Source organism: Shewanella sp. VB17, assembly GCF_013248905.1.
In the GTDB taxonomy this organism is placed as follows: Bacteria; Pseudomonadota; Gammaproteobacteria; order Enterobacterales; family Shewanellaceae; genus Shewanella.
The window spans coordinates 3,846,352-3,860,769 of record NZ_JABRVS010000001.1 but is presented as its reverse complement, the minus strand read 5'-3'; the positions used below and the strand labels follow the sequence as shown (position 1 = coordinate 3,860,769).

At 39.2% G+C, this 14,418-nt stretch carries 12 protein-coding genes; 5 read left to right on the top strand and 7 right to left on the bottom strand.

Annotation, left to right across the window (positions count from 1 at the left end):
• Window positions 1-31 precede the first annotated feature (31 nt).
• From HQQ94_RS16630 to HQQ94_RS16615, 4 genes are all read right to left on the bottom strand, one after another.
• Window positions 32-910: an N-acetylneuraminate synthase family protein gene (locus HQQ94_RS16630; protein ID WP_173295460.1), complete on the bottom strand. Its 879-nt coding sequence runs from the start codon at window positions 908-910 to the stop codon at window positions 32-34.
• Window positions 911-1,175: 265 nt separating this feature from the next.
• The gene (locus HQQ94_RS16625; protein ID WP_173295459.1) at window positions 1,176-2,180 is read right to left on the bottom strand and encodes an NAD-dependent epimerase; all 1,005 of its coding nucleotides are present in this window, start codon (window positions 2,178-2,180) and stop codon (window positions 1,176-1,178) included.
• 209 nt (window positions 2,181-2,389) lie between these two features.
• On the bottom strand, window positions 2,390-2,662 hold the full coding sequence (locus tag HQQ94_RS16620) for a hypothetical protein (RefSeq protein ID WP_173295458.1): 273 nt from the start codon (window positions 2,660-2,662) through the stop codon (window positions 2,390-2,392).
• Window positions 2,659-3,951, bottom strand: a complete 1,293-nt coding sequence (locus HQQ94_RS16615; RefSeq protein WP_173295457.1) for a motility associated factor glycosyltransferase family protein — start codon at window positions 3,949-3,951, stop codon at window positions 2,659-2,661. The genes HQQ94_RS16620 and HQQ94_RS16615 overlap by 4 nt, the downstream gene beginning before the upstream one ends.
• Before the next feature lie 228 nt (window positions 3,952-4,179).
• Between HQQ94_RS16615 and HQQ94_RS16610 the strand changes: the two genes are divergently transcribed.
• From HQQ94_RS16610 to HQQ94_RS16600, 3 genes are all read left to right on the top strand, one after another.
• The gene (locus HQQ94_RS16610; protein WP_173295456.1) at window positions 4,180-4,812 is read left to right on the top strand and encodes a class I SAM-dependent methyltransferase; all 633 of its coding nucleotides are present in this window, start codon (window positions 4,180-4,182) and stop codon (window positions 4,810-4,812) included.
• A gap of 474 nt (window positions 4,813-5,286) precedes the next feature.
• Window positions 5,287-6,204, top strand: coding sequence for an IS5 family transposase (locus tag HQQ94_RS16605; protein ID WP_173293111.1), 918 nt, complete (start codon window positions 5,287-5,289; stop codon window positions 6,202-6,204).
• Between the two features lie 520 nt (window positions 6,205-6,724).
• Complete coding sequence (locus HQQ94_RS16600; RefSeq protein WP_173295455.1) at window positions 6,725-7,477, top strand: hypothetical protein; 753 nt, start codon at window positions 6,725-6,727, stop codon at window positions 7,475-7,477.
• Between the two features lie 1,463 nt (window positions 7,478-8,940).
• On the opposite strand, the gene HQQ94_RS22895 is transcribed toward HQQ94_RS16600, so the two are convergent.
• Window positions 8,941-9,069, bottom strand: a complete 129-nt coding sequence (locus HQQ94_RS22895; protein ID WP_302051854.1) for a hypothetical protein — start codon at window positions 9,067-9,069, stop codon at window positions 8,941-8,943.
• Window positions 9,070-9,185: 116 nt separating this feature from the next.
• The gene (locus tag HQQ94_RS16595; protein WP_217274051.1) at window positions 9,186-9,788 is read right to left on the bottom strand and encodes a TetR/AcrR family transcriptional regulator; all 603 of its coding nucleotides are present in this window, start codon (window positions 9,786-9,788) and stop codon (window positions 9,186-9,188) included.
• 292 nt (window positions 9,789-10,080) lie between these two features.
• Between HQQ94_RS16595 and HQQ94_RS16590 the strand changes: the two genes are divergently transcribed.
• Entirely contained in the window at window positions 10,081-10,485 is a 405-nt protein-coding gene (locus HQQ94_RS16590; protein ID WP_173295454.1) for a DUF4440 domain-containing protein, read from the top strand.
• Between the two features lie 99 nt (window positions 10,486-10,584).
• Window positions 10,585-11,334: an SDR family NAD(P)-dependent oxidoreductase gene (locus HQQ94_RS16585; RefSeq protein WP_173295453.1), complete on the top strand. Its 750-nt coding sequence runs from the start codon at window positions 10,585-10,587 to the stop codon at window positions 11,332-11,334.
• A gap of 1,340 nt (window positions 11,335-12,674) precedes the next feature.
• Here the strand turns inward: HQQ94_RS16585 and pfaD are convergent.
• Window positions 12,675-14,303: an eicosapentaenoate synthase subunit PfaD gene (gene pfaD, locus HQQ94_RS16580; protein ID WP_173295452.1), complete on the bottom strand. Its 1,629-nt coding sequence runs from the start codon at window positions 14,301-14,303 to the stop codon at window positions 12,675-12,677.
• Between the last annotated feature and the right edge of the window lie 115 nt (window positions 14,304-14,418).

Here is a 14,418-nt window from a genome sequence, read left to right as displayed (position 1 = left end):
TCGCTTTTTTTATTTGAGGTCAATACATAGACTAGTTACTTTTTAAGTCGCAATTAAAAAGATTTCTCATATGTTTTAATGGTCTTAACCCATCAAGGGGATCTGCTCGCCACTCTCTATCAGCGGTTTCGCAAGGAACAAATTGTTTAGTCGGGTTACCGTCAATACTCTCCATCATTTTTGAACCTCTGATAATTGGCGCTATCTGATGTGGTAGCCAGCAATGACCTGCTGAATATTCAGCACCTTGCTCATCAAGGTCTAGATGGAATTCAATCATATCGGTTTGCCATTTATGAATAGCACGATTCAAAACTGCGGGAGAGACCGTATGATCTGACCAGCCTACTTTTACTTGATAGCGATCCCTAAAGCTTTGTAATACTGACAGGTTGCATTGGTCTTCTGGTGTTGGATAAGCCGATACACAGTGCAGCAAGGTAATGTCCTCTGCGCCATTATTTTGTAATGCGTCTATCGCTGTATCTATCTCTTCGGTCGTCGCCATGCCGGTAGACAATACAATGGGCAGTTTAGATTTAGCACATTCTATGAGTAGGTCAGTCCATAGGAGTTCGTATGAAGCAATTTTGAAAAAATCAACAAAAGGCGTTAATTCTTCGACAGCTTTTAAATAGAAAGGAGTACATGAAAACATAATGTTGTTATTTTTACAGCTCTGTTTTAGTGCAGGTAGAAATTCTATTGGAAGCTCCCAATTTTTTCGTTCTCTGTGGATCTCACTCTTGGCTAAAATTTCTGGGGCAAATAGTTGATCAATCTTAAAAAGTTGAAATTTAACTGCATCACAACCGATTTTAGATGATGTTTCGATAAAATGAAGGCATCGCTGCAGATCTTTATGGTGGTTACTGGATACTTCTGCGATAAATAATGGTTGTGTGCTCATGGTTACCTTATTTAATTCGTCATATATTTAATTATCGACCCTAATAGTTTAAAAACTGCAGTAGTAGGCTTGCTAATCTACATACTTAAATTATCTAGTAATCATAGAGGTTTTTATTGAAGTAAAACAGTAGTTTCGTCATTTGTTAATCAGATTTTAGTCGATATTAAATTTAAATATAGTTATAATGTACTAGCCATTAGTGCAAGTGTTTTTTACCTTCTGAGTTTTAAACGATAATAGGGATGTTTAATACTCATATTTATCATCCTAATCGGTAGTATTCTTTGTACCAATAAATGAAGCGATTAACGCCTGTATTAATATCAATATTTGGTCTGTAACCAGTAGCTTGGTATAATTCTTCAGTAGATGCCCATGTTGTTAGTACGTCTCCTGGTTGTTTTGGTTGATAGTTCTTTTCGGCTTCAATACCTAGAGCCTCTTCAAGACAAGAGATAAAGTCCATTAATTTTACTGGTGAGCCATTGCCAATATTATAAATTGAATAGGGTGCATTACTTTGATTCGGATTTTTTATGTCTACATTTTGAGATCTCGTTGGTATGACGTTTTGAATTCGAATTATGCCTTCGACAATATCATCTATGTAAGTGAAGTCTCTAAACATGTCTCCAAAATTGTATACATTTATAGGCTTACCAGTTGTGATAGCTTTAGCAAATTTAAAAGGTGCCATATCAGGTCGACCCCACGGGCCATATACAGTAAAAAATCGTAATCCTGTTGTAGGAATATCGTATAAATGAGAATAGGTATGTGAAGTCAATTCATTAGCACGTTTTGAAGCGGCATATAATGAGATTGGGTGATCTACTGGATCTGATTCTTTAAATGGTTGCTTAGTATTTAATCCATAAACAGAGCTGCTTGAGGCGTAGACTAAATGCTCAACATTATAATGACGACACCCTTCTAGTATATTTACGTGACCGATTAAATTGCTATCAGCATATGTATGAGGGTTTTCAATGGAGTATCGAACTCCCGCTTGAGCACCAAGGTGGATAACTCTATCAAATTTTTCAATTTTAAACAGTGAATTAATATCAGATCGTTGAAAAAGATCTAGTTTATAAAAGGTAAAGTGTGAATTGTTTTTCAGTAAATCTAATCTGCTAAGCTTTAAATTAACATCGTAATAATCATTAAGATTATCAATCCCAATAACATATTCTCCTTGCTCACATAGCCTTTTACAAACGGCATTCCCAATGAATCCTGCAGCACCAGTTACTAAGTATTTCATGTGAAAACCTTAATTTCAATCCCACTTATGAAAGGGGAAATGATAATGGGTGAGATGTAGAACATTATACCTCAGTGTCAAAAGACATACTCTGTACTGAATAATCGAAACAGGTTTGGTAAATATATCTTAGTGTCGCAAACGATATTTTTTTAAAAAAAGAACGATTAATTAATGTTAAAAGTCATTTCGATGCCAATAAAAACGGATTAATTTGATGTTGAGTCCTTCACTAAATTTGTGATTTCAAATTCTAATGTGTCGGCTAATCCTAGCCAATCTTGTCTTTTTTGTGCAGCCAGCATATCGGGTACTTTAGCTAGAATTGCTGGTGAATTAATAAGATTGGGTAACATGGACTCAAGATGATCTAGGCATTCTCTTAATCTCTTGGCGCCTTCAGCTTCTTGTCCCATACGCAATTTGTGTGCGGTACTAATTAATTTTTCAGTTAATGTCTCTGGGCTACACATGTTCATCATTTACATTCCCTGTATTGAGCACCGTGGATACGAGCACCATCTAGGCTTGATTGATAGAATTTTATTTGTGGTTTGAAGCGGATATAATGCTCTAAGCTTCTTAAGTATGCTCTAAAGTTGAGATCCGTAGCGACTCTTTCCCCATGACCATTTATCACCCAGTGTTTGGCATTTTCGGCTTTGATCCCAAGCGAACTATCTTTCCAAAAAGCATGGGTTTTATTATAGGGATAACTAAAATCGCACCCAAAGAGAGTGATTTCACAGCTATTGAGGTAGGCAGCAAAATCAATGGCAGGATGGATCACACTGCCACTGGTAAACAAACGAAGTTTTGGGAGTTCTGCATCAAGCGTGTCGTAGATAGCCCCTTTTGAGTAGGCATTAAATCTGGGTCCAGGCCAATGATCAATAATACTTGGATGAATTCGGGGAAAATAAATAAGTGTCACTGACTGTGGAATGTTTTCTGGTAGATATGACAGAGTGATCTGTTGATCAATACAGACTAATATATCAGGAGTAATAGATTGACTTGATAGTGCTTTTAATGCTGTATCTACCGCTATCATTAATGGTCGCTGACCGATGGGCAGTGCTCTTTGTGCTATTAAATAATCATAATGATTTTCTAACGTGGGGCCTGATCCAATCACTAGAGTGTGATGTTGGGTATGGGTAAGTCTCAAAGTCGCCGCATCGGGATCTTTTACTAAGTATTTTCTATTTTCATTAAAACGTGCAATCAACTTAGGATCATCAGCTTGATGTCGTTTATTAGCGTACTCTCGATTGTTTTCTAGTACTAACAAATCCCTTAATCTTGCATTTTCATTGTCAGCAAGATGAAGATCTGAGGTGATAGCAATATAGGAGTCAGGGATGTGAGCTTGCTTGGAGAGCTCAACGATGGAAATACGATTATCAATGAGCCATTCAGCTTGGTCAGTATAAGAGAGCAAAAGCTTAAAAAGATTCAGGTTAAGCGGACAAACGTCAATTTTTTTCATTTTTTTATCGTCAATCAATAAGCTGGTTACGTCGCCCATGCCAACGCCATACACTGTGACATGCGTACAGTCTAATGGCAGTTGATTGATGAATAATTGTGCTTCAGCGATGCGATCATAACGGCTGCTTAATTGTATGCCGTTAACACTGATGGTTTGATTGTGGCCAGTGACAAGATTTGCATCCAAATGCTCAATAGAAGCACATTTTAACGCCGATGCAAGGATTGGCCAACGCTGGTTAATGATCTCGAGATTAGCATTAAGTAATTCAGTCATAAACGTATCCTTTAAACGGACCTTTATTATTCAATACCCTATGCTTATCGATTGGATTGTAAGCACTTCGACTAATAGATGACCATTACTATAAGGCACTGTCCAATAATTACAATACTTGACGATGTTAATTGTTGTTTTTTTGTTAAGTTAACACCTTGAGTAAAGATATATAATGAATTGCTGTTATTATCCTAATGAATCTTTTACTAATCTGGACGACATATCATGTCAGTATTTGAAATGAGTATATTGCTCATCGCTACTTTTTTGGCGATGACAATCGTTTGGACTACCTTACGGGTGGGGATCTCCCCAATGCCGAGTTCTGCGAAAGCATATCGAGCCATGTTAACATTGACTGAAGATACCGGTGATGGAGCGATTTATGATCTTGGTTCGGGTTGGGGCACCTTAGTCATCCGCATGGCAATCAAGTACCCAAAGCGCAAGATTATAGGCTATGAGATCTCATTGCTGCCTTATTTGGTTAGTGTATTGATTAAATTTATTTTAAGAGTCGACAACTTAACCTTATACCGACAGGATTTCATGAAAGTGGATTTATCTGGTGCATCGGTGCTGTTGTGTTATTTGTACCCTGATGGTATGTCAAAATTGGCTAGCTTAATTCATGTACCAGCAAAAAATGAGTCTTGTTCATCATCAGTATCAGCAGCAAGTCAGCTTGATCCCAAGCCATTAAGTCATATGTCCGATGCTCAATGTGGATGTCATCCTGACTTTATCATTAGTAATAATTTCGCCTTCCCGTCCCTCAAAGCCGAGCAAGATATCCGCTTAGATGATATTTATAGCTCGCCTATTTACCGTTACAAACTGAAGTCCTCTGTTAGCTAATTTGATGATCGAGTCGATTAAATAGTAGCGAATCAGAAGGTGTCTTCATCATGCCACTAGGGATTGATATCAGTACGGTTTTGTGAGGGATACCTGACTTAAATGGATTAAAACCTATTTAAGCATGTAAATTAAAAAAATTACATGTGTAAATGGTACTCAAATATATGAGTTAGAATACCGTATAAAAGCTAAAACGTTGAGTAACCCACAATTGCTAAAAGAAAGACATGTTCCACCTAGATTAGGTAAACATATGCCGATTTCAGTTATGCCTAAGCCATCTTCAGATTTTGAAGCTAATGCGATTATAAGTGGCTCAAGCCAATATGCTATTGCAGCTAGTTGCTGAAAAAACCTTGTTGAAACTTCTGGTTTAACAGGAGTTGTATTCAGCCTTGTTTCCTAAATCGAGGGAACCTTTTGCCGTTAGCGTGATCTGATCCCTAAAGATAGCTATACGGAAGCTGAAAAGTGGGAAAATCTAAACATAAAATAACCAATTGGTCTCAGTACAATAAGGCGTTGATTAATCGAGGCTCACTCACTTTCTGGATTGATGAGCAAGCAATTAAGTCTTGGTATTGTTGTGAACACCACGGGCGTCGTGGTCGAGGGTTCACTTACTCTGATGTTGCTATTGAAACAGCACTCGTTGTGAAAGGCGTTTTTAACTTGTCATTACGAGCACTTGAAGGATTCACCAACTCTGTATTTCAACTTATGGATGTGCCACTGACCTCACCAAGTTATAGCTGTATAAGCAAAAGAGCTAAGACTGTTGAGATCAACTATCGAGCACCGAGTCGTGGCTCTGCGGCACATGTTGTGATTGATTCAACAGGTCTGAAAGTTTATGGAGAAGGAGAATGGAAAACGCGTAAGCATGGTAAAGAAAAACGCCGTACTTGGCGAAAGCTACACCTTGCAGTGGATAGTAATACCCATGAAATTGTGTCAGCTGAAATAAGCTTAGTTAACGTTGCCGATAATGAAGTATTTCCCACATTACTTAACCCATTAAGAAGAAATATAACTCAAGTCTCAGCTGATGGTGCCTATGACACTAAGGCATGTCATAAACTACTTCAGCGCAAAGGATGCAAGCCAACTATCCCTCCGAGAAGTCATGCTGGATATTGGGAGGATGACCACCCCAGAAATGAAGCAGTAAAAGCACTCAAGGCTAACCAATTAGCGCAATGGAAACAGGATAATGATTATCATCAGAGATCACTATCAGAAACAGCGATGTATCGATATAAACAGTTAATTAGTCCAAAACTGAGTCTTCGGGATTATAACGCTCAGGTAGGTGAAGCGTTAGCGGGTGTTAAAGCAATGAATAAAGTCATAGGGTTAGGAATGCCAGTTAGGAAACACGCTGCCTAATTGGGTGAAACACCTTGGGGTGCTGCGTTTAGAGTCGAGATTTGAGCAACAACGCCGTTGTATTCAGTAAAAAATAAGATACTAGTCTCACGTCCAAACTTTCATGCTCGTTTATTAATCACTGTTTTGGTAGGGTGTTAATCTTAGGTTATCCTATTTTTAGTAAGTAAATATAATATATAATTACTTAATATTAGTGGCTTAAATATTAAAGTTTAGATGTGTTTTTATGCTTTTCGGTACGGTAAAAATTAAGGTGGTGACTTTTTATTTTTATCGTTAATTTATTTTCCAGTTACAAACTGATGCACTATAACCTTTGATTTTATTAATGGTATTGAATATATTGGCTACCAATGACAGCGTTGTCATTGATAGGGTTTTATTAAGTTTAATGAGATAAAATCATATACAAAAGTTCCTCGTTCGGAATATCGAATGGATTTATGGTTGCTAGTTACCATACATGGGGAATTACCAAACCTAAGTAACTAAGATAAATTATTGAAGGATATTTAATATGAAGATTGCAACAACGAGCATTATTGCTTTTTCGATTCTGATGTCACTGAATGCACATGCTGGCCTAAAGGGAACGCCTAAACAACAAGCGTGTGTTCAGCTTCAAACTGCTCCTGATAAAGATATTTTTGTAGAAACGTATCAAGAAATCAATGATACAGGTAATGGAGGTGTAGAAGTTACATTAAATGAAGATTTTACTATTCCAGCCGGTTCTTCTGCAGGTGAATATTGCGGAGATTCGACAATAAAAGGAAACATAAACCGTAGTGGTCAAGTGGGTATTTCATTTACAATAAAACAATCAGGCAATATTATGGATACTTTTTCTTCGTATTCAACTTTTGATGGTGACGGTGCCAGTAATAATTGGGATCTATCTGAAAAAGGCCGCTGCTCAACGAGTGATGAAAACGGCAATGGTGTAATGATGAGAGCCACTGACAAGCATGGCCAATTATTGACTGGTTGTAATCAGTTCAATAATATACCAGATGAAAATACGGCTAAGATCATTTTTACACCACAAATTCAAATTGATGGCAATCCTGATCATGGGTATCCTCACTATGATGCTGCGTCTGTAGAGGCCGGATCACAAGTTTGGATTAAGAATGATATCGCATTCAGTGAAGAAACTGAGAGCCTATATCGATGTGAGCAGACTAACTGGTGTAACGGAGATCCAGACTACTATGCACCAGGTGCTGGAAGTAATTGGGATCAAGCTTGGAGTATTTACGGAGAGTAAATTCCGGAGCTAATCAGTTCTAGTAAATGACATGAGGTATCAGCTAAGTTAACTGTTATTGGTATCGTTATTGGTACTGTTATTGATGTTATTTCGATCACCGTTTCTTGAAAGGAACGGTGATATTCATTAATACTCTTTGATTTAAATTATCGTCTAAACGTAAATTATTCAGGTTTAAGTCAGCACAAGAATACCATTAATTATCATCTCTGATTAATGTACAATAATATTTATTTAAATACATATTTTCTGATTTACAGCAAGGTATTTCAGGTGTGAATTGTCATGTTTTTAGTCATCATGACTTTGATTTTAGTGTGATGTTAACTTTTCATTTCGAGTTAATGTTAATAAATGACATTTAAAAATGAACCCCATAGAGTATAAATCTCCCTAGAAACTAGATTTTTTCAAAGGGAGGCGTATTTATATTATTTCAGCATCTGGTTTTTTGTTATTCGATTTCGTATATCCTTCTGCAAATATCAATAGCCAACATTCATAGTATATGACCTCAAGAATTAGTCATCAAAAATGAGTCGATAAGATGTAAATAATGTTGAGTCGGAGAGATAGAACCTGCTCCTCAATAAAGATAAATAATAATGAGTGGCTTTGTAAATCTTTTTTCTTTGCCTGAAAATCAACTTTTTACGACAAAAAACCTTATTTTGTTAAGAGTACTCTGTCAGATCAGCTTAACACTTCTTCGTTTCAGAGTTGATAACTACAAAATATAGAGCGCACGCTAGAATACAGATATGTTATTGATTAACAATGGCTGGCTATGATTTTTACAATGATTTTTACAGTTGGTTTCTTTTCTAATCTGAATAGCGCTAATTAGAGCATAATCACTATCTGATTTCTGCCCAAAAGTTAGTTAGCCTTCGAATGAAGACTGGTCACATTTTTTTAGTTGAATTTGAGCTTCTGGCTGAGTTGGTATTGGGCTTGGACTGGATTGTTAAAGGTCGGAACCTTCAGGGTTATCTATCGCTTGCAGCGTGTGCCGAGCAAGGATGCACCAATGTCGTGAAGGCAGGATGCCTAAGAATGACCTTATGTGCAGATATTTCTGTGGCTTGCTGCAAGTACATCTGACCGCCACGGACGGTGGAAATGCCTAATTCAGTAGGAACTGAATAGGCCAGTGAGCTCTGCCAAAACGTCTGACCTACAAGGATGTGGGAAATGCCTAGAAATGTAAGGAACATTTCCGGCCTTGTTTTGGAAGCTCGCAGTCGTATCTACATTTGCTATTTCAAGCAAGTGTGTCTCTTCAATTTGGTTTTGTTAGTTAGTTTTCGGGCTTATTTATGCCCCTTTATTATTTTTGCAGTCTAAAAGACAATCAAACCGAATAAGGTATTTGCATTATAAAAGCTAATGTAAAAGGCTTTCGTATAGTCTATAAAGTTATGCCTGTCCCATCTCTTATTCCATCTCTTATTGGTTATCTATCGCTTGCTCAGCGGGATCTGTGTAGGCACTTCTGTGGCTCGCTGCAAGTACGTCCTTGTAAGCTCGACGACAGCATCCATGCCGTCAACGGCCACAGCTGTATCTACACCCGTTATTTCAAGCAAGTGTGTTTCTTCGATTGACCATTACAGGGTGAGTTGACTAACTCGTTTATGCCCCAAAACAGCTTAGAGCTTTAACTCACTAATATTACTTTCGTATTGATTTACCATAGATTTGGTTATGCAAGAATCATTTGAGCACGAAATATGAGATCAGCTTCCATAACGGTACTGTCCAACTCAGCTCTTGCCCTTAGAACAAATCCTTGACGTAGGTCGAACATCAACTCTGCTCGTTGTAAAGAGGGGAAATCTTTTGATAGATTGCCGAGTTTTTTTTCTTGTTCGAAACGTTGAGCTAATTTTTTATCTGTGTCAGTAATAGCTTGTTGAAGTCGTTCAAGAGTACCATCTACTTGGCCTACTGTTGTTGAAACGCAGGAGCCTAAAAAACATCCTTTAGGACTATCTGGCTGGTTACTCGCGTAATCTATTGTTGCTTTCATAAAAGCTACAACAGCCTTTTCAATATCAGGTTCAGACTCAAAAGCAACTAACGGTGCACAGCCATCATCATTTGAGTAACGGTCAATAGCCTCTAGATATAATTGGTGTTTGTCACCAAATACTGCATATAAACTAGGCGCATTTATATTCATGGCTGCGGTAAGATCTTTCATTGACGCGCCGTCAAAGCCTTTTGCCCAAAATACATTAATGGCCGCTTGTAATGCCTGGTCTCTATCGAAACCTCTTGGACGCCCTATCTTCTTTTGTGCCATTGAATACGAAACCCTAGTGATATAAAACTTGGTAGTTTATTAATGATCATTACAAAATGCAAGATTAATCTTTTTAATGGTTCATTGTAAATTATATTCCCAATACATTTTGTATTAATCGTTACAAAATATATTGACTTTAATTTCACTTACGCGTTTAATAGCGATCGTTACAAAAGTCGGCAGCGCTATTGATAGAGCTTAAAGTCATCAAGAATCTAGACAGCAGCTATCCAATTTATGGCACTTGCTTCTTTAAATCAAAACATAAACAGCATTAATGAGGCAAAACATGACTAAAGTTACACATACTAAAAAAGCTATCCGCGCAGCAATGGATAACCTTATCGATCGCGCAACCAACTTTGACGTTGAGGCATTAGAAACGATTTACCACAAAGATTTTCATACAACATTAGTTATGCCTGATAGCACTGTAATGACATATAACAAGGACGAATTTAAAGCTCATTTTGCTAAGCAAGCTAAAGAGAGCAATGCAAAACTTAATCCATGGGCAGATTGGCATGATTTTCATGTTTTGGGTGACACCGCGGTTTGTGTCCTAAGCCGAATCCATAGCGGAATGAACGGAGAAGAGATGAAGCTCCTATGTAATATTGAGTTTCGTTTTGAAGATGAACGCTGGCAAGTGATCCGTGAGCAAATTTTTCTTCGCCAGCTTGCCGAAGGTTAAGTTGGTTTTTAGGACGTGATTACGAACGTTCTATAACGGAAAAGAGTCTGGAGATATTTTCAGTGTATTCTGGACTAGTAGATTGATAAAGGAGTTACTATGAAAAGCAAAACCGTCATTATCACAGGCGGCAGCAATGGGATTGGCAAAGCTGCAGCCTTAGAATTTGCCGAAAAAGGGGCAAAAGTACTTATTACAGGTCGTCGCAAATCTGCGCTCGACGAAGCCGCTGCATTGCATGGAAATATTTCCTTTTTAGTCGCTGACAGTAGTGATCTAGCAAGTGCTGAGCTGATCATTGATACCGCAATTTCAAAATGGGGAAGGTTGGATGTGCTGGTCAATAATGCAGGGGCGGGTGCTAATGCAGATCTAGAAGATATTTCCGAAAAGCGTATCTCTGATATGTTTGTGGTCAATGTTATCAGCCCAAGTTTACTTGCAAAAGCCAGCCTTCCATATCTAAGGGAAAGCAAGGGAACAATCATTAATGTTTCTAGTACTATTGGCCATATGCCAGCGGCACATCTTTCACATTATGGTGCGAGTAAGGCTGCACTAGAATACTTAACTAAATCTTGGGCTCTTGAGCTCTCACCTGATATCCGTGTTAATGCAGTTGCCCCTGGACCAACTTATTCTGGTGCTTTAACTGGAATTATGGGACTTAGTGAAGAACAAGCTGCGGAAGTGGAAAGGCAGGAAACAGCGATGATCCCGTTAGGTCGTCGTGGTGTTCCTGAAGATATTAGTCGTTGGATTGTGTCCTTAGCAGACCCTGCAAGTGCTTGGGTTACGGGTCAGGTCATTGGTATTGATGGTGGATTTGGACTGAATTCAGCGTACTAGAAAATACAACGATTGGAACATGATTAATTGACCACCTAGATTGAAACCTCTGATGCTTTAGGATACCAGAGGTTATCTAAAAGATGGATTCAGTTCATAACTCGTAACACATTTATGTCCATAGGCGTGTCAGCGAGTCGGTGCTGACACGGTTCTGCCCCAAAATCAGTTTATCTCATTAAAAGGCGAATAAGCTTAATAAGGTTCTTACTTTATAAAATCTAATGTGGAAGGTTTTACATAATCTAGAAGTTATGCCTGTCCTATCTTTTGTTCAATCTTTTGTTACTATCTTTTGATAATCGAATGAAATAGCGGTTCCAATAGAGGTAGGATTTTTCTGTTTGATAGCTGTAATGGCGTACCTGATATCTGTCCGTATAGCCTCCAAAAATGTTAATTGCCCCATAACCGTTATCTTACCAACGCACTGTGTTTATACACAGCTATAGTTAAAGTTGAGATAATTGCTATGAAAAAGATGTATAAATCGTTGGATTGGCGCATCGATAATACTAACGGTTAAACATTAACTCATTATTATCAATAGTTTGTAATATATATAAAAGTGCTATGAAGACCTCGTAAACACCTATGCATCTTTTTTATCTGCTAAATTGTCATATTTAACCTGTATTTTTTGTTAAATAATATATTTACGAAGGAAAAGATAGGACAGGCGTATCTTTAGTCTGCTGGGTATTGTTGATGAAAGCAAAGTTTAGTCTCTGCCATTCATGGTTAACCCTACGAGGATAAAGGGGACTGATCAAATTTGGTCCTACAAAGAATATAAGATACTTTTTCTAACCTGAACCGACCTAATTAGAGCTTAAGCACTAACCAATAATTGTCCATAATCGAGTCAGCAACCATAAAATATCAATCGAAGAAACCATGCTTTGCTTTATTCTTGTTGATAAGAGCAGGTGTAGATGAAGCTTCGACCGTTGATGGCATGGCCGTTCTATAACATCACTGTTATCACGGCATTTGTGAATCCATTCACATCAGATGCCATCGTCGAGCTTACATGGATGACTCTTATGAAATCAAGAGCCAGCGTCTCGTAGAAGTAGCCGCACATAAGGTCGTTCTTAGGCATCCTGCCTACACGACATTGGTGCATCCTTGCACGGCACCCACGGCAGGTGGTTAATACCATTTAGGTTATGCTATTCAATGGAGGAAAAGTAAATATGGTTTAGTGAATCTAGTGTTTTTGAAGATATTTGCAATTTGTTATCCGGCAAGTGAATTTTGCTGCGGTATATCCGTTAAAAAAGCCATTGAGTTTCCTCAATGGCTTTTCATTTAATCTCATCACTCAAGGCTGATCTTTATGCCATTCTCTGGCTTGGTTTCCAGCGCAGTAGCTGGGTGGGTAACTTAACGCCTTGCGCGGTCAATGAGTTCACGCGGTTAAGGTACGCCGCGCCGTACATTAGATGTTTGGCTACATCGACAGCATTGCGGTCTTGGTAATTATCTAAATAACTGCCCTTGGCCCACTGGTTAAAGGCACCGAGTGCTGGGCCCGCCCAGATCTGGTAATCCATCTCACGGCCGACTTCACCTGAGTTTGACCAGCGGCTAGATAAGCCTAAATACCAGCGGAAAATTAGCGCCATTTTACGCTTAGGGTTACCTATCGCGCGCTCAATTTGTTTAGGATCGCGCTCATTAAAGTGCGCGACAGTGCCGGCCCAAATATCATCAAGGCTTGAGCGAAAGACTTGTTTCTCAAGTTTTTCACGCTCTTCAACCGGAATGGCTTCGATAGAGTCGTAACGGGTATAAAGCTCATAGAGTTTGTTAGCACGCATAGGGAACAGCGTACCGCGTTTGACCACTTGCAGCTTAACCCCCATCTCGAACATGTCGGCGGCGGGTGCCATGGTGACATCGGCCATCTCAGTGGTCGCCAGTAATTGACGAGTATGTTCACTGGCGCCCGCTTCAACACAGGCTTGGTTGATAGAGCCTGTGACAATATAAGCTGCGCCCATATTGAAGGTGGCCAAAGCGGCATCGGGTGTACCCACGCCGCCGCCACAGCCAACTCTGATCGGAATGTCATATTGGTATTTCGCTTGAATTTCTTCTTTAAGCGCTAAGATGGTCGGTAAAAGAGTCACTAATGGGCGGTTATCGGTATGGCCGCCAGAGTCCGCTTCTGCGGTGATGTCATCACTCATCGGCACTTGCTGGGCAAGTGTCATTTGCTCAGGGGTAATGGCGCCTTCATTGACCAGCTTTTGCAGCATATTCACAGGCGCAGGACTCATAAACTTTTCGGCGACTTCGGTGCGGCTGACTTTGGCGATAACTTTGTTCGCTATCACGATGTTGCCATGGGTGTCACGGCTTAATCCTGCTGCGCGATAGTAAACAATTTGCGGGGTTAACCCCAAAAATGCCGAAGCTTCAACGGTGCGCACTTGATATTTTAAAAACAGTTCGACACTGCCACGTTCAAGTGCTGGCTCGCTTGGGCTATGGATAAGGTTAAACATGTATGGCCCATTAGGCAGGGCTGTTTGAATGCGGTTAATGGCCGCTTCAACGCGACTTGGAATAAGGCCAGCTGCACCAAATGAACAGAGAATGCCGGCCTTTCCTAATGCGATAACCAGCTCTTCAGATGAGATCCCATTGGCCATGGCGCCAGCATAGTAAGCGTATTTTACCCCGTGAACGCGGCGAAAATTACTGTCACCTAGGCTTTCTGTGCCAAGCGCGGGTGCAAATGCACTGACTGGGTGTGCATTGTCATTAATACCTTGAGTTGATGCAATGTCGGCTTCTTGTGCAATGCCGGCACCTTTTTCAGCGTGATTAACGACATAACAACCACGACTGAAATCTTTGAGCTGTTGCTCCATGGTTTTTAGATCAAAACTAATGTGATTATCGGTCACTGACCAAGGCCAAGGAGACAGTTTTTCATTGGTAGTAATAGGATTCATTCTTGACCCTTAGGTTATTTGTTTTTTGAGCTGTTGCTCTTAATTAATACTTGCTTATTGTCAGCGTTGTTAATGGCTAAAGAATTTAGCTTTTTAGCCATAAACTTAAGTAAAA

Bases quoted from the DNA above. Each gene is read 5' to 3' on its own strand.
- HQQ94_RS16630 (WP_173295460.1), bottom strand. From the start codon at position 910: ATGAGCACACAACCATTATTTATCGCAGAAGTATCCAGTAACCACCAT.
- HQQ94_RS16625 (WP_173295459.1), bottom strand. From the start codon at position 2,180: ATGAAATACTTAGTAACTGGTGCTGCAGGATTCATTGGGAATGCCGTT.
- HQQ94_RS16620 (WP_173295458.1), bottom strand. From the start codon at position 2,662: ATGATGAACATGTGTAGCCCAGAGACATTAACTGAAAAATTAATTAGT.
- HQQ94_RS16615 (WP_173295457.1), bottom strand. From the start codon at position 3,951: ATGACTGAATTACTTAATGCTAATCTCGAGATCATTAACCAGCGTTGG.
- HQQ94_RS16610 (WP_173295456.1), top strand. From the start codon at position 4,180: ATGTCAGTATTTGAAATGAGTATATTGCTCATCGCTACTTTTTTGGCG.
- HQQ94_RS16600 (WP_173295455.1), top strand. From the start codon at position 6,725: ATGAAGATTGCAACAACGAGCATTATTGCTTTTTCGATTCTGATGTCA.
- HQQ94_RS16595 (WP_217274051.1), bottom strand. From the start codon at position 9,788: ATGGCACAAAAGAAGATAGGGCGTCCAAGAGGTTTCGATAGAGACCAG.
- HQQ94_RS16590 (WP_173295454.1), top strand. From the start codon at position 10,081: ATGACTAAAGTTACACATACTAAAAAAGCTATCCGCGCAGCAATGGAT.
- HQQ94_RS16585 (WP_173295453.1), top strand. From the start codon at position 10,585: ATGAAAAGCAAAACCGTCATTATCACAGGCGGCAGCAATGGGATTGGC.
- pfaD (WP_173295452.1), bottom strand. From the start codon at position 14,303: ATGAATCCTATTACTACCAATGAAAAACTGTCTCCTTGGCCTTGGTCA.